This window comes from Pseudomonas sp. LBUM1652 (assembly GCF_059716105.1).
On the sequence record NZ_CP166804.1, the window covers coordinates 4225759 to 4244876 of the forward strand.

General features: G+C 59.6%; 28 protein-coding genes. 7 read left to right on the forward strand and 21 right to left on the reverse strand.

Annotated elements, in window-relative coordinates; genetic code table 11:
- Positions 1-3: 3 nt before the first annotated feature.
- The 19 genes from ACA069_RS18930 to ACA069_RS19020 form a co-directional block, all read right to left on the reverse strand.
- Positions 4-1698 carry a phage tail-collar fiber domain-containing protein gene (locus ACA069_RS18930; RefSeq protein ID WP_497614913.1) on the reverse strand — a complete coding sequence of 565 codons (1695 nt, stop codon included), beginning with the start codon at positions 1696-1698 and terminating at the stop codon, positions 4-6.
- Between the two features lie 9 nt (positions 1699-1707).
- The gene (locus ACA069_RS18935) at positions 1708-2232 is read right to left on the reverse strand and encodes a phage tail protein (protein WP_497614915.1); all 525 of its coding nucleotides are present in this window, start codon (positions 2230-2232) and stop codon (positions 1708-1710) included.
- Positions 2229-3404, reverse strand: coding sequence for a baseplate J/gp47 family protein (locus ACA069_RS18940; protein WP_497614917.1), 1176 nt, complete (start codon positions 3402-3404; stop codon positions 2229-2231). The genes ACA069_RS18935 and ACA069_RS18940 overlap by 4 nt, the downstream gene beginning before the upstream one ends.
- Positions 3401-3718 carry a DUF2590 family protein gene (locus ACA069_RS18945; protein ID WP_497614919.1) on the reverse strand — a complete coding sequence of 106 codons (318 nt, stop codon included), beginning with the start codon at positions 3716-3718 and terminating at the stop codon, positions 3401-3403. Before ACA069_RS18945 ends, ACA069_RS18940 begins: the two co-directional genes overlap by 4 nt.
- Positions 3715-5700, reverse strand: a complete 1986-nt coding sequence (locus ACA069_RS18950; protein WP_497614921.1) for a phage tail tape measure protein — start codon at positions 5698-5700, stop codon at positions 3715-3717. Before ACA069_RS18950 ends, ACA069_RS18945 begins: the two co-directional genes overlap by 4 nt.
- Before the next feature lie 5 nt (positions 5701-5705).
- A complete protein-coding gene (locus ACA069_RS18955) occupies positions 5706-5846 on the reverse strand; it encodes a DUF6890 family protein (protein ID WP_497614923.1) in 141 nt (46 codons plus the stop codon).
- 23 nt (positions 5847-5869) lie between these two features.
- Positions 5870-6163 carry a putative phage tail assembly chaperone gene (locus ACA069_RS18960; RefSeq protein ID WP_039756535.1) on the reverse strand — a complete coding sequence of 98 codons (294 nt, stop codon included), beginning with the start codon at positions 6161-6163 and terminating at the stop codon, positions 5870-5872.
- On the reverse strand, positions 6160-6687 hold the full coding sequence (locus tag ACA069_RS18965; protein WP_497614925.1) for a lysis system i-spanin subunit Rz: 528 nt from the start codon (positions 6685-6687) through the stop codon (positions 6160-6162). The genes ACA069_RS18960 and ACA069_RS18965 overlap by 4 nt, the downstream gene beginning before the upstream one ends.
- Positions 6684-7211: a lysozyme gene (locus ACA069_RS18970; RefSeq protein ID WP_497614927.1), complete on the reverse strand. Its 528-nt coding sequence runs from the start codon at positions 7209-7211 to the stop codon at positions 6684-6686. The genes ACA069_RS18965 and ACA069_RS18970 overlap by 4 nt, the downstream gene beginning before the upstream one ends.
- On the reverse strand, positions 7208-7504 hold the full coding sequence (locus ACA069_RS18975; protein WP_497614929.1) for a hypothetical protein: 297 nt from the start codon (positions 7502-7504) through the stop codon (positions 7208-7210). The genes ACA069_RS18970 and ACA069_RS18975 overlap by 4 nt, the downstream gene beginning before the upstream one ends.
- Positions 7504-7713 (reverse strand): TraR/DksA family transcriptional regulator, encoded by a 210-nt coding sequence (locus ACA069_RS18980; protein ID WP_206415018.1) that lies wholly within the window; start codon positions 7711-7713, stop codon positions 7504-7506. Before ACA069_RS18980 ends, ACA069_RS18975 begins: the two co-directional genes overlap by 1 nt.
- Entirely contained in the window at positions 7713-8165 is a 453-nt protein-coding gene (locus ACA069_RS18985) for a phage protein (RefSeq protein WP_039756525.1), read from the reverse strand. Before ACA069_RS18985 ends, ACA069_RS18980 begins: the two co-directional genes overlap by 1 nt.
- A 6-nt stretch (positions 8166-8171) precedes the next feature.
- Complete coding sequence (locus ACA069_RS18990; protein ID WP_497614932.1) at positions 8172-9287, reverse strand: DUF2586 domain-containing protein; 1116 nt, start codon at positions 9285-9287, stop codon at positions 8172-8174.
- Between the two features lie 11 nt (positions 9288-9298).
- Positions 9299-9982 (reverse strand): phage virion morphogenesis family protein, encoded by a 684-nt coding sequence (locus ACA069_RS18995; RefSeq protein ID WP_497614934.1) that lies wholly within the window; start codon positions 9980-9982, stop codon positions 9299-9301.
- Positions 9969-10421, reverse strand: coding sequence for a phage tail protein (locus tag ACA069_RS19000; RefSeq protein WP_497614936.1), 453 nt, complete (start codon positions 10419-10421; stop codon positions 9969-9971). The genes ACA069_RS18995 and ACA069_RS19000 overlap by 14 nt, the downstream gene beginning before the upstream one ends.
- Positions 10418-10879 carry a head completion/stabilization protein gene (locus ACA069_RS19005; RefSeq protein WP_116256717.1) on the reverse strand — a complete coding sequence of 154 codons (462 nt, stop codon included), beginning with the start codon at positions 10877-10879 and terminating at the stop codon, positions 10418-10420. Before ACA069_RS19005 ends, ACA069_RS19000 begins: the two co-directional genes overlap by 4 nt.
- Positions 10880-10976: 97 nt before the next feature.
- Positions 10977-11699 carry a phage terminase small subunit gene (gpM, locus tag ACA069_RS19010; protein WP_110645157.1) on the reverse strand — a complete coding sequence of 241 codons (723 nt, stop codon included), beginning with the start codon at positions 11697-11699 and terminating at the stop codon, positions 10977-10979.
- Positions 11696-12715 carry a phage major capsid protein, P2 family gene (locus tag ACA069_RS19015; RefSeq protein ID WP_064392744.1) on the reverse strand — a complete coding sequence of 340 codons (1020 nt, stop codon included), beginning with the start codon at positions 12713-12715 and terminating at the stop codon, positions 11696-11698. The genes gpM and ACA069_RS19015 overlap by 4 nt, the downstream gene beginning before the upstream one ends.
- A 1-nt stretch (position 12716) precedes the next feature.
- A complete protein-coding gene (locus ACA069_RS19020) occupies positions 12717-13643 on the reverse strand; it encodes a GPO family capsid scaffolding protein (protein WP_116256716.1) in 927 nt (308 codons plus the stop codon).
- A gap of 162 nt (positions 13644-13805) precedes the next feature.
- Here ACA069_RS19020 and ACA069_RS19025 point away from each other — a divergent pair, with 162 nt between their 5' ends.
- The 3 genes from ACA069_RS19025 to ACA069_RS19035 all read left to right on the forward strand — a co-directional run bounded on the left by ACA069_RS19025 (position 13806) and on the right by ACA069_RS19035 (position 16962).
- On the forward strand, positions 13806-15848 hold the full coding sequence (locus ACA069_RS19025) for a terminase large subunit domain-containing protein (RefSeq protein WP_497614939.1): 2043 nt from the start codon (positions 13806-13808) through the stop codon (positions 15846-15848).
- Entirely contained in the window at positions 15760-16629 is an 870-nt protein-coding gene (locus ACA069_RS19030) for a phage portal protein (RefSeq protein ID WP_497618270.1), read from the forward strand. The genes ACA069_RS19025 and ACA069_RS19030 overlap by 89 nt, the downstream gene beginning before the upstream one ends.
- Positions 16630-16704: 75 nt before the next feature.
- Positions 16705-16962 (forward strand): ogr/Delta-like zinc finger family protein, encoded by a 258-nt coding sequence (locus ACA069_RS19035; RefSeq protein WP_064392752.1) that lies wholly within the window; start codon positions 16705-16707, stop codon positions 16960-16962.
- A gap of 55 nt (positions 16963-17017) precedes the next feature.
- Here ACA069_RS19035 and ACA069_RS19040 read toward each other — a convergent pair whose 3' ends face one another.
- Both ACA069_RS19040 and ACA069_RS19045 read right to left on the reverse strand, forming a co-directional pair.
- Positions 17018-17203 carry a hypothetical protein gene (locus tag ACA069_RS19040; RefSeq protein ID WP_497614941.1) on the reverse strand — a complete coding sequence of 62 codons (186 nt, stop codon included), beginning with the start codon at positions 17201-17203 and terminating at the stop codon, positions 17018-17020.
- A 100-nt stretch (positions 17204-17303) separates the two neighbouring features.
- Positions 17304-17651 carry a helix-turn-helix domain-containing protein gene (locus ACA069_RS19045; RefSeq protein ID WP_497618271.1) on the reverse strand — a complete coding sequence of 116 codons (348 nt, stop codon included), beginning with the start codon at positions 17649-17651 and terminating at the stop codon, positions 17304-17306.
- Between the two features lie 92 nt (positions 17652-17743).
- Here ACA069_RS19045 and ACA069_RS19050 point away from each other — a divergent pair, with 92 nt between their 5' ends.
- From ACA069_RS19050 to ACA069_RS19065, 4 genes are all read left to right on the forward strand, one after another.
- The gene (locus tag ACA069_RS19050) at positions 17744-17944 is read left to right on the forward strand and encodes a DNA-binding protein (protein ID WP_041074619.1); all 201 of its coding nucleotides are present in this window, start codon (positions 17744-17746) and stop codon (positions 17942-17944) included.
- 29 nt (positions 17945-17973) lie between these two features.
- Positions 17974-18447, forward strand: coding sequence for a YmfL family putative regulatory protein (locus ACA069_RS19055; protein WP_497614943.1), 474 nt, complete (start codon positions 17974-17976; stop codon positions 18445-18447).
- The gene (locus ACA069_RS19060; RefSeq protein WP_497614945.1) at positions 18444-18809 is read left to right on the forward strand and encodes a hypothetical protein; all 366 of its coding nucleotides are present in this window, start codon (positions 18444-18446) and stop codon (positions 18807-18809) included. Before ACA069_RS19055 ends, ACA069_RS19060 begins: the two co-directional genes overlap by 4 nt.
- Positions 18810-18882: 73 nt before the next feature.
- Entirely contained in the window at positions 18883-19116 is a 234-nt protein-coding gene (locus ACA069_RS19065; protein ID WP_497614947.1) for a hypothetical protein, read from the forward strand.
- The last annotated feature ends 2 nt before the right edge of the window (positions 19117-19118 follow it).

Sequence of the window (19118 nt, forward strand, 5' to 3'; positions counted from 1 at the left end):
ATCTCAATACTTGATGCAGTAAAAAAGGGCCAAGTTTCGGGGCCGTGTCTCGATGCCGCCGGCGGCAGCCACGGAGATGCCGTGGGTGTGGTTACCTGCGCCACCCACGCCTACGTTGTGCGCGTGCTGGCCAGCAGCGCCGATGCCGACGTTGTGAGCATGGTTTCCTTGGTAATCAGTGCGCATGGGGCGACCGTCGGCGTTTTTGCCACCAGGAATTTCAAGTTCAGTCCAGACGCTGCCGCCTGCCGGATAACCCACATTGATGCCGGCGCCGTTGTCGACAGTTCGGAACCCGTGATCATGGTTGCCCTGGGCATCCGTCCAGGCGCTGTGCACGTGATTGCCTTGGGCGTCTGTCCAGGCGCCGTGCACGTGATCGCCTACGGCTGCGGCCGAGGCGCCGTGCGCGTGCGAGTGGATCATCATGTCCTGATAGACGCCGAATGCTCGTCCGGGATCCAGACCGCGCCCGTCGTCCCAGCCGCGAGGGAACAAGCCGCGCATGTCGGGCAGATTGAACGTGGTTGAACCGTCGCCGGCTCCGTAGTGTGTTGCGATACGTGCAAACAAGCCGGCGAAAGCAGTACGAGAAATTGCCGCACCGTTACATGCCAGCCAACCCGCCGGCGGGCTATTCATGGCGAAGGACGCCACCATCCCAGTCATGGTGTCGCCCACCTGTTTTTGCAGTTTGTTCAGCGCGGCTGTCGATGCCACGATCTGGCTGCTGTTGGTTGCTGGATCGTCGCTGATTGCGTTGGGCAAGTTGCCCAGTCCCACGTCTGCTTTGGTGGTTGCCCGGGCGCGCAACTCCGCGTAATCCCCTTTACGCGCCGCCAGATGTTTAATGAGTGCGCCGGCGATCGGCTCAGGCTCACGGGCGTCATAAATCTCTGTAGGGGATGCGTAATAAGCGATCGGCACGCAGTAATGTCGAACCCCGGCAGCGTCGGTATAGTCGCCTTGCTGTCCGAAAATCACTTTCCACGTCGCGACCCGATCGCTTAATTGCCGCTCCAGGCAAACGTCGAGTGTCACGGTTCCAACGGCAACGCCCGATAACGGCACAGGCTTTTCCATGAACACCCGGATGCCTTCGATGTAGGCAGTGCCGGCGCCCAACTGGAAACCGTTTTCGCCCTTTCCGAATGCAAGCGAGTCACCAAAAAAACAGGCGCGGCCGTACACCTCACGGTTACTCAGGCGCTCTCGTTCATCGATGCCAGCCAGGCGCACCGTAAAGTCATGCTGCCAAGTGCTGGCGTCGATCTTCACGCCGGTCAGTTTCATGGCGCCGTCGAAGGCCACCAGAAAATTGCGGGTGACGTTGTTGCCGATCTGCTCCGGCGGAATGTTCCTGCGCTTCTGTTGCAGAGGCACCGACGACGCGGCGAACAAGATGCCGTCGGCGTCCTCAAGCCCGACCCAGTTGAAGTCCCAATCCCCGACGTCTGACCCCAGCTGTGCGCTGTACACCACCTGGTTCGGGTTCACGTAACCCGCGTTCTTTTCCGGGATGGCGTAGACGTGAACAATCTGCGCAGCCGGTGGCTTGCCGGCAGCGCGATCGAGCGGCGCGGTCGGATCAAGCCCGGGCACATTCGCAAAGATGAATCGGCTGACGATCAGCGGCTTTTGCTGGCTTTGTTTAAGGGCGATTTGGCTTTCGCCGGCCAAGGTAATACTGGCGCTCACGGTGCGCTCCTACAGGCTGGCAACCAGCGTTTGCTGGTCGTCGTTGAAGTCAATCAGGGCGATTTGCAGCCCCACAGGGGTGATGGTGACGAAGTCGTAGCGCCGGCACGTTCGGCCGTATTGCTGAATCAGCACGCGCAAAAGCTCGGGATTGAGCGACAACTGAGCGTTGCTGAATTTGAGCAGCACCACGTCCCAATCGCGGTCGGGCTGGCGTTCCTCAATCTCGACGTAACCCACGCCCATGCGCTCAAAAATGCGTTTCAACCCGGCGGTGCTGCCGGCGTCGACCGAGTTGATAAACGCGTATTTCACGCGCAGGCGAAACAGCGACTCGGGTTCGCCCTTGAAGCGCGTCACGTCCCGCTGCCAGGCCCACAGTTCAAGAATGCTCATGTGGCAAGTGTCAGGATCGATCTGCGAGTAAGGCCAGCGCAGCCAGCCGGTGACGGTTTCCCACCACGCTTGTGCAGCGGCCACCAGCTTTTTCAGCTCAGTACCACCCAGCCAGAACGGCAGTTTGAGTTTGTTCATTGCACGTTCACCTGCAGCGACGTCAGGCGCGGGATGTCCAAACCGCTGGTGATGTCGACGCCGGGGGTAAACCGCAGTGAGGCGATATCGGCAAACCGCTGGTGCAATTCCTCAGCCAGTCGACTAAAGCTGAAACGCGACTGGGGGTAGGTCAGCGTCGGCTGATAGTCGCGGGGCGTGCTTTCCCGAAACGCGGCGCGGATAAATAGCTCGATCTCACTTTTCAGCGTATCGATCTGCTCGGCGCTCAGATTCGGTTGCGGCCAGAGCGTCATCGCAACACTCACGGGTACTTCGGGCATCACCATGGCCAGCAGATCATCGCCGTGGCCATGGTTGCCCTGGTCGCGAATGTGCGAATTGATTTGCTCCAGGTAAGTCGCCGCCGGCACACCCGCATCAAAAAGCACAAAGGCATTCGCGCTGCCCGGGCCACGCGGTGCACCGTGTTCGAAGTAAACGCCGTCCGGACGCACGCCCGGAAAGGCCGAGATCATGGCGCGATACACCGCGTCGGTGTGCCACTGATTCACGGCCGAGAACTGGTTGCGCACGCGCAAACGCAGCTGGTCGTTCGGCTCCGGATCCGCACCTGGTGATTCCAGCCAACCGTCCTTGTTCACTACCTGAACAATGCCGGGGATGGGCACCGGCAGAATGGCGTAGTAACCCGGGGCGAGGTTGAAACCACTGCCCGATTCGATCGCCTCCACGGGGACTTCCAGCTGTAACTGACCGGCTACGAACGTCGCCGGCGCCATGGTAATCAGTTTGTACACGTTGCCGTTGATGGCGGCCGACTGCACCACAATGCCTTTTTCCAGCTCCATGACGCCGTCCGGTAAGGCGCGGGTAAACAGCAATTTACCGCGGGCTTTGGTGGCGCCTTTACGCTCGACGTTGACCGCCCAGGCGAGCATGTCCAGCCACGCGTCTGCAGCCGTTTTGACAAAGAAGTTCGGCAGCACCGTCAGGCACAGAAAATCCAACAGCCACAACACCGGTTTGGTCACCAGCGCGGTCATCACCCGCCAGAACGGCGAATAACTGCTGGTGTTGGCTACCTTCGCGCCTTGGGCTTCGACTTCCTTTTCCCACGCGGCCTTCAAACCGGCCTCGGTGGTCGGGATGCCGGCGTCGGCGATCACCTTTTTAAAATCGACCTGGCTCACAGACTTACCTCAATCGAACCAAATTTCAGGGTTTTCGCAGTGACCAGGTACACACCTGGCTCCTGCTGGATAATCCGCGCCGTGCCCGGCACCAGGCGTTGGTCGTCCTCCACCAACAGTTCCAGTTGCTGGATGCAGTCGCGCTGTCGAAGCCGATCGCGCTCGGCCACCAGCGTCACCAGCAGCACGCTATCGCGGATCATGTGAGCGATGTCCTGGGCGATGCAGGCGCGATCATCGATCAGCAAAGGCTGGTGGGATGGATCCAGTGCCAGGTCGTTGTTGACGATCAACAGGTCTACGTACTCGCTCATCCGCCGACCGCCATAGCGACCATGTTTTCCATCTCCAGCGGCGTCATGGTTTTGCCCGTGTGAATGTTCACGTTCTCCACATGCGTGCCCTTGTTCTGGCTGCTGTTGTTGTTCTGGATGCTGGTCAGCAAGCCGCCGGGCGGCACCGCCGAAGGGCGCGCCGGCGAAAGGCTGGGGATTGCCGCGTTGATGGTTTGCTGGGCTTTCTGCGCGGCGTTGGCGGTGTCAGCGGCATTGGTCGCGGCATCGACGCCGGGCACTTCAGGCATACCGCCGAAGCGCGCTTCGATATTCACGCCCGGGATGCTGTTCAGCAGCTCGATCACGCCGTTTACGGCCTTGGTGAAAATGCCGACGATGCTGTCCCATGCCGCCTTGGCCATGCCTGACCAGCCGCCCATGGAGTTAAACCAGTCGGACAGCTTCTGGAGTTTGTCGGCGACGAACTGGAACGCGGCCGAGTTCATCAGGGCAGACGTCCATTCGTCCCAGTAGTAGACCGCCGCGACAATGACGGCCACCAGGGCGAGAACACCGACCACAATCCACACCATCGGGTTGGCCAACAGTGCCGCGTTGACCAGCCAGATCGCGCCTTGCCACAGCAGCATGGCGCCCCGCACCAGAGCAAGGCCGGCGCTAAGCGTGTAGATCACGGCCATGTAAGCCAGGATCGCCAGTTTCTGCAGGACGAAGCCGGCAACGGTGCGCAGGTTGAGCAACTGAACGACCTTCCACACCGACACCAGACCCAGCCAGGTCATCCGTGCAACGCCGACCACGACGGTCAACAACGACATGGCGCCGACGATCGCCATAATGGTCAGTGCGGTGATGCCGATCACCCGGGTGATGTTGGGAAACAGCTGCGACCAACGCACCAGGGTTTTGCCGATGTCGACCATCTTGTTCATGAACGGCGTCAGCACCGGGATCAGCACCTGGCCAAACACCACACGCATGACCTCGACCAGGGACGCCCACTGTTGCCACGGATCGACCATCGCCCGGGCCATCTGCTCGGCGTTCTCCAGTCCGCGCACCTTGCCCAACTGCTCGATGCCGTTACGCAGTCGATCGGTATCCTTGGCCAGCGCGCCGATCACCTGGGCGCCTTCGCCGCCGAAGGCCTCCATTAACTTGGCCCCGGCTGACGCGCTGGTCAGGTCGCCGAACTTGCCCTGCAGCTTGTCCAGGATCGCCATCATCGGCAGGACTTTGCCCTGCTGGTCGGTGAACTGCATGCCGAGCTTTTCCGACGCCGCGCCGATGTTTTCGAAGAACGCTTTGTAGCGTCCGCCGGCGTCGCCGCCTTCCATGGTGCTGCTCAGCGTTCCGATCACCGCCATCTGTTCAGCCAGGTCGACGCCGGAAGTAGTGGCGATCGCGCCGGCTTCCTTGAAGGCGTCTTTCATCGCGGCGCCGCTGGTACGAAACAGCTGTACGGCCAGCGCCGTTTGCCCACCGAGTTTTTCCACCCATGCGCCCTTCCCCATCGCATCCGCTTGGGACTTCTGCAGGTTGTAGAGCGTGCCGACGTATTCGCCCATGGTTTCGGCGTCAGACTTGGTGGCCTTCGCCAGCAAATTACTGGTGTTGGTGAACGTGGCGAGTTGATTGCCGGCAAGCCCCTTGATGGCGCCCTCGATCAAGTAAGCCGAGGCCACAAAATCCTTGGCGTTCTCGCCATAGCTCACCGCGAACTGCAGCGACTTGGCATTGAGCGCAGACAACGCATCCTCGGCAACGCCCAACGATCGGACGTCGCCCAAGGCGCGATTGACCTCCAGCGCCGGTTCCATGGACTCACGGATCCCGACCACAGCCGCCGTCACGCCGCCGATGCCCAAGCCGATGGTCTTGATGTGCTTTTCGCTCTGATCAGCCAGCTCGGAAAAGCCCATTTTCACCTTGCCCAAGGGCGCGGTGACCTTGTCCTGCAAGCTGAGAATGAAAGCCAGGCTGGCGCTACGGTCTGCCAAAGTCGTTACCCGTTCAGCGCAAGAGCGATGCCGTTAGCCACGGCAAACTCCATGCGTCTCCAGTGTTCGTCCTCCAGCCACTTGGCCGTCCCCAACGCCTCGGGCGTGGGTTCCGCACCAGGCAGCCAGCGGTTCGTCAGGGCCATCAACTGGCCCAGTCCGTTTTCGCTTAGGCGCTCAGCGTGCTCGAGCGCTTTTTTACGATCACCTCAACGTTGGGCGCGTACTCCTCGAGCAGCGCGCCGGCGATCTGCATCACCATCACCGGGTTGCCCAGCAGCGGTTTCAGCACGGTTTTTTGTTCCTGCAGCACAGTGGTCATCAACAGGTTGTTGCCCGGGGCGACCTTGTTGGTTTGGGTCAGGGCGTTGAAATACTTGGTGACGTCGGCCGGGGTCAGGTTGAAGGTGAATTCCTGTTCGCCGACTTCCAGGGTGATTTCGGTGTTGTTCTGTTGGCTCATTGGGTAGATCTCTTATTGAGGTTGGGAAAAGTGGTGTCCTGGTGCACTGGCGATCGCTGGCACACGCCACGGACGTATTGCTGCAGTCCGAGAATCATTTGCCGGCTTAGGGCGAGCTGATTCCGGAGGGTGAAATAATCCGGTCGAGCGTCTGCTGCGAGTTCGGCGCGTCCTGCATCAGCCATGCGGGCGGTGCCGGCGGTGGCGGACAAAGATCCGGCGGCGGGACAGGTGGCGCGGACATGCAACCGGCCAGTGCCATCGCCCACAGCGCGGCGCAGGCGCTCGTTTTCAGTGAGTGCATCGGTCAATTCCTGGGTGTTTCGTTGGTCGATCGCGTCCCGCTCAGCGAGCATTTCGCCGCTGATTCGGGCCGCTTCACGCAGGCCGTTCGCTTCCCATTGCGCGCTGTCGCGCTCGCGCCTGGCGTCGTCGCGCTGCTCGGTTACCCGATCGAACGCCACCCACACCAGCAGGGCCACCAACAGCACGAAAGGCGCCAGGCGCAACGGGGAAAGGCTCATCGCAGGCACAGCTCCATTTCAGCCAGCCGGCGGTTGTGCAGGCCTTGAACGAAGCGCTTGCGGCCCTGCGTGTCGGTCACATACGCCCATACCGGCGTCTTGCCGTCAGGTGACCAGGCCAACGCACTGCAGCCGTCTGCGATGCGGCCGGCATTGATCAACGCCACCGCCCGACTGGCACAAGTGCTGGGCACACCCACGTTATGCGCGTGACTGGTCAAGGCGTTGAACGTGTTCTGGGCCACGTCCGGGTTGGTGATGCAGTCGGCCAGCTGCAGCTGGGTTTTGCGGATCACCAGCTGCTCCACCTCCGCGCAACGATCGGGCGACCAGTAGTCACCGACTACCACCGGGAACGGGCTGGTGTGTCGGGTGATGCCCTTGCAGACAGTGGGCAGTCCGCTGGCCAACTTGTCGGCATAGACGGTGTTCTGGCCACGGCCTTCCCAAGTGCCCAGGAAGATCACCAACGGAGCGCTGGCCAGCGCTATCAGACCGGCCTGAATCCTGCCGCGCAGGCTCATGGGAACCACGCTCGCAACAGTGCCGGCACAACCATCTGCAGCACAGAAGCGACCACCGTGAGAATGGTCAGCAAGCGGCCGACCTTGGCGCCGATGTCGTTCACCGCGACCGTCAGGGTCTGCTGGCCAGCGTTCAGTTCCGACAGTTGCCCGGCCATGTGTTCGAACCCCTGTTCCAACTTGGTCACGCGGGTAGGCACGGTTTCGTGGCGGTCTTCCAACTCGCTGAGCCGGTGCTCAAATACGGCGAATCTCTGCTCTAGCGTTCCGAGGCGTGCGGTGTCAGTCGTCATCAGCGTTTACTCTGCTCAAAGCCCGTCTGGCACGGAACACACCGCGTTTTACCGCCCAGTGCCTGGCGCGCCGGCGGGATCTCGTTGTCGCAGTCCTGGCAATGGGTCAGGCTTGGCCCGACCGGCACAGGCGTCAGCAACTGGGCTTTGATTGCCTGGTCACGTTGGCGCTGCTCCAGCTCCTGAGCGCGGTCGAACCAATCCACCATTAGCGGATCCCCTCGATCTCAGTAGCGTCGAGGTACGGAACGCCGTTGATGTGAATGAAGTCCGGACTGGTGACGTCAAACGGCACCTTGTGTTTGGTTTTCTCGCCACCTTTCGGGTCGATCGACAACAGGCTGGAGATCTTCACCTTGCAGCCGAAGGCTTCCACGCGCAGTTCCTCGTCTTCGCCGGCCTTGGCGAAGAACACAGCATCAAACGGCTTGAGCTTGCGGAAGCTGCCCGCCGATCGCGCCGCATCGATCAGCAACTGAAAGTTGGAGCTGTCCAGTTCCAGTTCGCCGGCAGCGGCCACGTCACCCTCCACGTAGCCGTCAGGCACGCCCCGGGTTTGGGCCACAGCCGAGTTGTCGGTAATGTCCAGGGTGCAGCTCTCGACGTGAAGCGACAGATCGCCCAGGCTCACGTCGAAGTTCTTGCCGCCAATCTTTGCCATGGGGCGTTACTCCGTTTTGTCAGTGGAAAGATCCAGAGCGATGTTCGCCGTGAGGTCTTTCGGGCAGTTGAGGGGTTTGAGCTTGATGTAGGCCGCAACCTTGGTTTTGCTGAGCCATTCCAGCACCAGGTCACCGTCTTTCGGCGGCTCGATGTCCCCGGGAAACACCTCGCCGGCGAACTTGACGGACTTGGCCATGGCACGCAGCGGCGCCATCAGTTGGTTGGTGTTCACCGCCATGCTGTTGGGGGTGCTGTTCAAGCGGCGATCGGCGACACGGCGGATCAGCAGCGGGCGAATCAGGCGAGCAGCCTTATCGGTGATGCGCAGGTATTCCACGACCTGAAAGTCACTGCCCGGGGTGTCCAACATGTTGCAGTCGCCCCAGTACACGCCCGGGTAATCCGGATAGATCTGCGACACAGAGAGCCGCGCGCGATCCAGCTCACTACGCACAGCAGACGGCAGCGGGATCAGCTCGCTATCAGTGGGCACCTGGCCAAGTCCCAGCACCGGGCCGGTGGCCACGCGCATCGGGCTATCAGCGATACTTACCGCCGAGTTGGCCAACCGACCGGCCAGCACACCGAGGTCATTGCCGTGAAGCTGCGGCACCGCTGCAACGCGTGGTGCGGCCACCCCTGCTACCAATGCTTTTTGCTCGGTGAGGTATTGCGCCCAGGTCTGGTCGACGGTGATGCCGGCGGTGCATGCGAGAAAGAAAACACGACGGCCGTAGGTGTTGTTCAGCGCAACGGCGGCGTCATGCATGGCCGTCAGTTCGTCAGCTTTCACTACGGGCTTGGTGACGATCACCGCTTCTACTGAAACGCCCTGTTGCTGGGTTTTCTGCAGTGCGGTGGCCCAATCGCCTTCGGGGCCGATCGGAGCCGCCATGCAGGCCCAGCGCTGGCCACCGTTCAAACGTGCGGCGGTGATTTGGGTTTTCAGATCGCTCGCCGGGACGCCCAGGGCGGCGTCCAGATCGCTGTCGGTGTTCAGCGGAATGATCTGACCGACGTTTTTGGCCGCAGGGCCGATGAAAAGAAAGTAACGCTCAACCTCTGTCACGGCACCCTGGCCTAGATTGAGATTGTCGACGGTGACTTGACCGAGTGCCATGCAGTGCCTCGTTAGCGGGGTGAAGTTAGGATTTGTTGCAACACCTGGTTAATCAGCAGGTTGGTGTCGCGTTCAGTTTCGGCGCCGATGAACTGGCGTTTCGGCAAGGTGATTTCCCAGCTTTGCGCGCCAGTGCTTTCGCTGCGCTGGTCGTCGAGGATCCGGATCAACAGACCGGCTTTGGCGTAATTCACATGCTCCTGAATCCACGCCACCGACGGCCGGGTCAGCGTCTTTTTGCCTGCTTGGCGCACACGGAAACCCAACCGGCGCAAGCGCTTGGCTTGCTTGTCGGTTGCTGCCAAACCCGGCGGGGTCTTGTTCCATCGGCGCATCTGCTGGGCGGTGCGGCGCTCACTGACGCCGTTGTGCTGCTGCGCGGCGACCCATCGGGTCAGGGCGTTTTTCCAGCCCAATTCCGCTTCATCAGCAGACACCCGGGTGACCACCATCAACTTGGCCAGGCCGGCTTCCATCTTCTTTTTGCCCTTGGTGTCGCCCTTGCGTGGGGCGAAGGGTGTGCCGTCCAGGTTCTTCTGCTCACGCACTCGCTTGCGGCTCATCGTCCGCACGCGTTTGGTGACCTGGTTCAGCAAGCGGCGGCGCAATTGCGGCGGCAGGCTCAGCAACGCCAGTTGTTCGCGCACGCCCAAGCGACCGCGAATGTCGAGTTCGAACGTGCTACGCCCGGCCATCGGTGGCCACCTCGCCGTGCTCTGCAATCCACAGATCAAACGGGACAAAGGCCCAGGTCTTGCCGAAGGCTGCGATCTCGCCGGCAGGGTCTTCGGCCAGATACTGCGGCTCGACAAATTCCAGCGTGACTTCCACGTCGAACAGATCGTTATCCAGAGGCTCCACAAGGAACTCCGGCGCCGGCAGTTCGTGGCGGTCACGGTTGGAGTCGTGTTTTTCCAGCCAACTGCCGACCAACGCCATCATGCGAGCCGGGCTGGCGGTGAAACGCTCCAGGACAATCACGGCGCGATAGTGCATATCGGCGAAGTGCATGCCGTCGACGTCGGGTTTCCAGATCAGCGAAAGCTTTACCTGCTCCGTCCAGCTGTCGAGTTGTTCAGGCTCGACCAGGCGGCGTTCCAACAGATACGCGGTCAGTGTCTGCAGCTTGATCATACGATCGCCGCCGTGATTCGGCCGCGCCCCTGTAGCGAGCGAACCGCCTGCTGACTGAACTGCAGAAACGTCTCGCCGCGTTCGGGCATTTCTTTGCCGGTGTTTTCGGCGCTTTCACGGCGGCTCACCGTGGCGAACTGCGTCAGCAAGCTGGACTTGGCGCGGCAATACACGGCGCGCTTGTACGTCGCTACGTGAAATGTGGAATCAGGCAGCACCTTAGGGTCCCCAGATTCCACGGAGGTGATGCCCACGCTCTGCCATTGGCCTTTGCGTTTGGACAAATCGCGATTGATCTCAATCATCGCCGTAGTCAAATCAGTGACCAGCATGTCTACCAGGTACTCCGCCGGCAGGCGGTAGCCCTTCTGAAACTCGGACACGGAGAGGTTCGGCCAGAAGCCGTCGTTCTCAATCGCCTGTTCCACAAAGGTGGTGGGTTTCCCGGAAAAGCTCATTGCTGGCCGCTCGAATAGGGCGGGGAGACTGTTTTTCGTGGGGCTGGCCATGAATGGCAGACACACGTCCACAGTTCCCCGCTGGGGGGGTAGTCGGTTATTGAGCGCCGGTCACGGCGGGAGTTTGTTTGGCGATCGCCTTGCGGCACTTCGCAATGCGCGTCTCATTGCCGGCTTTCGCGTACAGCTCGGTGGAGCGTTCCAGATGCTGAAGCGCGGTTTCCCACTGCTCGGCCTCCATGGCGCGCATGCCGATCAACTTGTGGTACTTGCTCGGGATCTGTTCGGTCAGCTCCCATTCACCGTCGACACGCGGCAGCAGATCGGACAGGTACGGCTCCGGGCTGCGTTGCGCGTTGTATTCGGCGTAAGCCCAATCGATCACTGCATCCGCAACGAAGGTTTGCACGTCGCGGCGCTTAAACCGCTCGGGCATCTCCTGGCCCTGCCCGATCGCAAAGTCCGCCAGTGCCAGGCCGTCTTCGAACTGCTCGGTGTCGAACAGCCAGACCATCACCTGCACCAGGACACGGTTCGGCATCACCAGGCCCGAATCCATGTAACGCTGAATGAAGTCCTGATACTTGGGCAGCAGTTCCTCGCGCTTGAGTGCCTGACGCCCGGCGAGACCCTTGATATCGCTCAGGCGCTGCAGATCCTGATCCAGCGACGCTTCCATCAGCAGCAGGTGCTTTTTCGCGTTGGCCGGGCTGCTCAGGGCTTCCGCCGGCGAATACGCCAGCGGTGCGGCGGCTGCTGCGATTACTGCAGCGGTTCCCTGTGCCAAAGTACGGCGCTTGTGGGCAAGGGCCAGGCTCATGCGGCCAACTCAACGTTTTCAGTAAACGCGATCTTTTCCAGCTGCTCGATCACGTAGCCTTCGTTGCGGCTGTTGTAATCCTCGACACGGGAGCGTTTCGGGTTGTCTACGGTTTGCTTGCGCCAGCTGGAGTCTTGGAAATAGATCGACAGGTTGTCCCAACTGGTAACCAGCACGCCGTTAACCGGGAAGAACGGCACGCTGAAGCTTGGCAGACCACCATAAGTGGCGATCACCTGAGCGTCCTCGATGCGCTCTTTCTCGGTGGGTGTATCACCCTGCTTGGCGTAAAGCTTTGCCTTGTCGGCCGCTAACAGGTCGGTGCCGATAATGGCGATCAGGTCGCCGCCATCGCGCAGGCGTTCGTCCACCATTTGCTTGGTGTCATGTACAAGGGCGTCCAGGTTGGCGTAATCACCGCCCTGCCCCAGGATTACTTTGCCAGCGGTTTTGCCTTCCTTGAGTACCTGCTGCGGGGCTTGCTCGCGCAGTTGCTGCAGCCAGCCTTTGTTCACATCCTGCAGCATTGGATAGGCGGCGATATCGGTCTGCGCAGCGGCTTTCAGGCCGTGGAATCCGACCATGATGCGATCCAGGGCGATCTGTTTCTGCACAGCAGCCGAGTAGCGTTGGTGGAAGTCCGGGAATTTGGCCCAGGCGTCGATTTTTGCGTAAGGCAGACCCACGTCGGATTCGGTAGACGACAGTTCGTAGGTGGTGTTGTCCAGCTCGGAAGCGTCTTTCGCTTCGCGGTCGGTGGTCTTGGTGTTGGTGCGGCCGGTGACAGGGCCAGACACACCGATAAACACCTTCTCGCCCTTGATTTCGCTTACGCCAATGACGTTGATGCGCGAAAGGAAGTCCGACTTGGCGGTGATGGCGTCGTTCAGTTCTTGGGTGATGGACGGCTCAACGCTGAACATCTTGCTGGACAGCTCGACACCATAGGTCTCGGCCATAGCTAGCTGCATTGCCGCATACATTTTCGCGCCGTAAGCGCTCAGGGAACGGGCCATGTCAGAGTACCCGCACTTTGGCTTTGTCAGCTGCGCCGGTGGAACGCGGCAACTGACGGCCGGTGCTGGTGTTCTGCAGCGTGGTGAACTGTTGCTGCAGACTGGTCAGAGCTGCCAACACTGCTTTGTTGGAACTGCCGCCGTTGCGCTTGAATTCGCGTTCTTCTTCGGCGGTGGTGACGATCTCGTCGACTGCCGCGCTGACGTCATCGATCGGGGCTTGATCGGGTTCTGGTGCGTCTTCGGCAGCAGGCTCAATCACGGCCTGAATGCCGGCAGCGACGACCAGCAGCTGGGCCAGCAGGGCTTTCAAAGCCGTTGCGGTAGCTTCATCCATTGGGGGTTTGCTCTCGGTTGGGGTTTGCGGAGTGGTTTCGGCGGCGGTGTCGTCAATGCCGAAACGCTTGAACAGGCGGGTGAACATGCCGACAAGGCGACCAATCTCGCCCTGCGCTTCGGTTTCGCGCAGAGGGCCGAGTTCTTGGGAGGCGGCGTAGTACGCATCGCGGCTGGTGCGACTGGAGAAGTAGAGTTCCTGCGTGCCGACGCTGGCGGGTTCGTCGGTGACGGCGATACCAGTCATGTAGGCTTTGCCACGGCCCCGGAAATTCGGCTTGATCTCTATGCTGGTGAACAGCTTTTCGCCGGCGTCATTCAGGCGCAGCAGCTTGTCGTTTGGCTTCAGTTGCGCTTCAAGGGCGACTTGGCCAGGTTCTAAATCGTCGCCCTCCTCGACCAGGCGCACAGCGAAAACCGTTCCGTGGGATCCGAACCAGCGTTCGTGTTCACACCAGATAACAGCGGTGTACAAAGTCGGCGTGTAGGTCTCGGCGATGTCGCGCAGTTCCTGGGGAAGGATCTCGCGGCCATCGACGGTCGGGCCGCTGGTGGCTACACGTTTCCAGTAGGAGACAAGGGAACGGGGCATGAGTGGTGACTGCGCTCAATCGTTGAATGAGCCGCCACGATAGGGAGCCGTTTACCGCCAAACAAACGGTTGAAATTCAGAGTTCTCCTATTTTCGAGAGATAGGCGGATCGCAGCATTTAACCCCGCGTTTCCGGGGTTTTCGCCGCATAGACTGCGGCCCATGAACTACCCGACCGAAGTTAAAGAAGCCGCAAAACGCCTCTACCTGCGCCGCTGTTCGGTGAAGGAAATACAGGCGCATTTGAAGCTGCCCAACATACGAATCGTCTACTACTGGATCCGCCAAGGCGGCTGGGACGAGATGCTGACGGATGAAGAACCGTTGAGCGCGGTCAACCGGCGAATCACCCTGATTCTGGAAAAGATCGATCCGCTGACGAAAGCCGAACTGGACGAACTGGAGCGACTGACGGGCCTACTTGAGCGGCTGAAAAGACTTGCGGCCAAGCCTGCACGGGCGACGCCGTCTGACGCTCCGGACGAGCCTCGCGAACGCCAGCCTGGTCAACGTCGTGAACGCGGCGAAGGCGGCGGCAAGAAGCGGGAAAAGAAGGCCAAGAACGACATCAGCGGCCTGACCGAAGTGGATTTCCTCGATAAATTCATCTCGAAGATGTACGGCTACCAGAAAGAGCTGTTCGAGGCGAAACAGAACCCGCTGACACGCCGCGTCCGGAACATCCTCAAAAGCCGACAGGTCGGCCTGACCTACTACTTCGCCGGCGAAGCGTTCATGGACGCCGTGCTGAGCGGTGACAATCAGGTGTTCCTGTCTGCCAGCCGATCGCAGTCCGAGATCTTCCGCAGTTACATCATCCAGTTCGCCAAGCAGTGGTTTGATATCGAGCTGACGGGCAACCCGATCACGCTCAGCAACGGCGCCGAACTGCGCTTTCTCAGCACCAACAGCAGCACCGCCCAGGGCTACCACGGCCACGTCTACGTGGACGAATATTTCTGGATCCGCGACTTCGAAAAACTCAGCACCGTGGCCAGCGCCATGGGCACACACAAGAAGTGGCGCAAAACCTATTTCTCGACGCCCAGCGCCGTGTCGCACCAGGCGTACCCATTCTGGTCAGGTGAGGAATTCCGCAACAGCAAACGCGGCAAGAAGGCCGGCGGTGTGTGGCCGAGCGAAGCGGCTTACACGCAGGGCGCGCTTTGTCCGGATGGCCAATGGCGCAAGACAATCACGCTGGACGATGCGATCGCCGGCGGCTGCGATCTGTTCGACTTGGAGCAGCTGCAGCTGGAGTACGACGAAGACAAATTTCAGCAGCTGTTCTACTGCAAGTTCATCGACAGCACCCAAAGCGCATTCAGCCTCAAGGATCTGGAACGCTGCTACTCGGATCTGTCGTTGTGGGAGGACTACAACGCGGATCTGGATCGACCGTTCGGCAACAGTCCGGTCTGGCTGGGCTACGACCCGAGCCGCACCCGCGACGACGCCACCTGTGTGGTCATCGCGCCGCCACTCGAACCCGGGGCGAAGTTCAGGATCCTGGAGAAACATAGCTGGCGGGGCCACTCGTTTACCTACCAAGCCGCACAGGTCAAGAAGCTGACCGAGCGCTTCAACGTCCAGCACATCGGCATTGACGTCACCGGTGTGGGTTACGGCGTGTTCGATCTGGTGCGCGACTTCTACGCCAAGGCGACGCCCATTCACTACAGCCTTGAGGCGAAAAACGCCCTGGTACTGAAGGCTCAGGACACGATTCAAGGCAGTCGCATCGAGTGGGACGCCGGCTGGACCGATATCGCCCAGGCATTCCTGACGATCAAGCGCGGCGCCACCAACAGTGGCCAGATCACCTACAGCGCATCACGTACCGAAGCCACCGGTCACGCCGACATTGCCTGGGCGGTGATGCACGCCCTGTCCAACGAACCTTTGAACACCAACAAGCGGCGTCGCAGCCGCTACGTCACGAGTAACCAGAGCAGCCATGGCCAACCGCAAGCGCAGAAAGCAACACGTAGCCCAACCAACGCAGCAACCGATGCGCTCATTTACGTTCGGGGAACCGGAACAAGTGCTGTCCGGCAACATCGGCGAGTACGTGGGCGTGTTTCCCAGCGACGACGGCAAGATCTACAAACCTCCGGTGTCACGGGCTGGTCTGGCCAAGCTGCTGCGCGCCAACGCGCACCACGGCGCCATTCCAAAATTCAAACGCAACCTGCTGTTGCGTGAGTTCATCCCGTCGGCAGGCTGCAGCACCGAGACAATGGGGCGCGCCGGGCTGGACTACATGGTGTTTGGCGAATCGTATTTCTACAACGACACCAATGCATTCGGCCAAGTGCTGGAGCTGCAGCACCTTCCAGCTATCAATATGCGGGTAAAGGTCGACGGCGGTTTCGTCATGCTGCTGCCCGACAACAAGGAAATGGAATTCGAACAGCACGAGATCTCCCACGTTATGGATTACGACGTGGAACAGAACATCTACGGGATCCCGGACTACTTGGGCGGCCTGCAGGCGCTGCTGCTCAACGAGGCGGCCACCCTCTTCCGCCGTCGGTACTACAGCAACGGCGCGCACGCCGGCTACATCTTCTACACCAACGATCCTGACCTGACCGAAGAGGACGAAGACGAGCTGCGCGCACAGATCAGTGCCAGCAAGGGCGTGGGCAACTTCCGCTCGATGTTCGTCAACATTCCTAACGGCAAGGAAAACGCGATTCAGATCATCCCCGTGGGTGACTTCCAGGCCAAAGACGAGCTGGAGAAGGTGAAGAACATCACCCGAAACGACGTTATCGCCGCCTGGCGCATGAACCCGGCACTGGCCGGCATCATCCCGGAAAACACCGGTGGTTTCGGGGACATCGAAAAGATTGATCGCGTGTATACCAGCAACGAGATCAGGCCAATCTGTCAGCTGTTCAACCAACTGAATGACACGCTTCGGGAAGACAGGCGCTTTAGCTGGAGACCTGCACCAGAATCAGTGGATACCACTGCATGAAATGGGTACCAGAGAGAATACCACTACATATTGTGGCAAAATGGCGGCGATCAGCTGCCCCTGGGGAGGGACACAATGAGAGTTGTATGCAATTGCGGACACAAGGGCCGGATTGCCTCGCGGGAAGAGGTAACCAGAGCCTTTGTAAAACTGTACTGCCAGTGCCTGGACGCAAAGTGCGGGCACACATGGGTGGCAAATCTGACGTTCTCGCACACGCTCAGCCCGTCATCGCAGACGTTCGAGCGGATGTTGATCGATCGCTTGCGGGAAATGCCCCGAGCGAAGCAGCGGGAGCTTTTCGAGCAGTTGGGATCGCAGGCGGTGGCGTAGTTACAAACCGCCAACGCTATAGCGCCGGCGATCGGGATCATTCAAGGAATGACGGTCAGCCCTCTACTTTCTCCTTTGGGTTGATTGCCAGTATCTCGGCCAAACGTCGAACTTGTTGCTGTTCGACGCGACTTAGCTTGCGATACAGAGCGATCAGTCGAAGCTCGATGGGGGTGAGTCCTACTATCTCTGACTCGGTGTAATCGAACGCGGCGTGATCGTTCTTCTTGCGATCCAACATGCTTACTACTCCATAAAGTGCATTGCTGAATCGACTTTATGGGGCGTGGCAAAAAGCATTGGAATGGGAGCTTTCCCAATGATGTATGGCTTTTTGTGAATTAAGACCGACGCCTGGCGGCGTCGTCAGCCATGGCCTCAAGGAAACGACGGATCGCTTTTTGATCCTCATCAGAGATGGTTCTGAACTGGTTTATCAACTCTTCTTCTGATGCGCTAAAAAGTTGACCCAGAGGAGTAGACCGCCGGCCAGTCAGCACATAAGCAGCATCAACGCCACGTTCTTCAAGAGCCGTGACGTATCGGAGATCGAGAGAGTTCGCTCCCAATTCGTAGTTTTTTTGTGTGCCACGGCTGACGCCAAGCAGCACACCAAAATCAGTTTGATTTAACCCCAAGCGCTCGCGCTCTTCCCTGAGGCGTTCACCCACTCGATCCGCTATGAGCATTTTTTTATTCACCACCATTGACTTGATCATTTTTTTGACCAAGAATCACCACAGACAAACGCAAACAAACAGAAACAAACAAGGGGAGCACTATGCCCGCCACCGTTACGCACGAGCAAGCCCGGGCGGCGCTTGATCGAAAAGGAGTCAGTATTGCGGAGTTCAGTCGCAAACACGGACTGAACAAAAATTTAGTCAGCGACCTATTGAACGGTCGGATCAAAGGTCGCCGGGGGGAGGCACATCGCGCCGCTGTGTTGCTAGGGATTAAAGACGGCGTGATCGAACAGTAATAGCGGCGCTCAACAGGGAAAAGTAGAAGATGAAAAACCCGATCCTAGACACCCGCAAAGAAGTCATGAGCGAGATTATCCGCAGCTATACCGGCGGACGTGAGGCCGCTGCTGCACGCTTGGGACTGAAGCTTAAAAAGTTCGACAACCATGCATACGAAAACGCCGGGTGCAGTCCTCTCACCGACGCACAAGTTTTCATTCTGGAGCAAGCTTGCGGCACGCACCATTTCCCCAACTACATCGCGTCAATGTATGGCGGGCTGTTTGTGCCGGTTGCTGATCCTGAAACCTTGGACAACGTCGAGCTTTACGCTCGGTCGGTGCAGGTAGCAGCAAAACGCGGTTGTGTTGACCAGGCGATCGCCAAAGCGCTGGAAGACGGTTCGATCAGCGAAGAAGAAGCCGAGCTGATCCTGGACGCCCACAACCTCCATGTTGCTGCACGACACGCCGAAGTGCTTGCAGCCATCGCTTTATACCGTGCGGGGAAAGCCCAATGAACAATCTGCCTGCTGCACAGGAATATCAAGACATGCTCAAAGCCGCGGCGTCGCTGTTCCTCGAACGGCACCGATGCGAACACTTGAGCGACGACCAGCAATTGGTCAAACGCGCCGTTCAACATTTGGTGTCCGACTTCGACGTACTGACTCCGACAGCCGAAAAAATTGTTCACCTGGCCTACAGCGATTTATCTGCCGCTAGCGATCGGCAGCGCCTGGACGTACTGACCAGCACGGCAACACATACAGTTATCACTGACACAGGCACCGGTGAAGTTTGGGCTGTCCCCGTCAGCCTGATCTATGAACGCATTCTGAACGCGCCGGACAACGGGCGTTTCCGCGTCACTACTCCTTAACACCCAACCAACGAATTCCCGCTCCCCATATCCATGGGTTTGGGTGAGCTGCGCCCGAAATTGAGGTTTGACGATGGAAAACGCCCTGAACATCAACGCAAAACTGACGCCTGCACAGGCTCAGGCGCTCTTGGCCAATCTGCGTGAGCAATACCGTCTCAGCTTCAACGAACTTTGGTACGCAGATCAATTCCGCCTCATTCCCGATGGACTGCGCCACGGCTCAATCCTCGCCAACTGCCCCGTGATGGCCGCTCAGAAACACCTGATTGGCGCCCTCTCCTACTGCCTCAAGAAAGTGAAGTAATC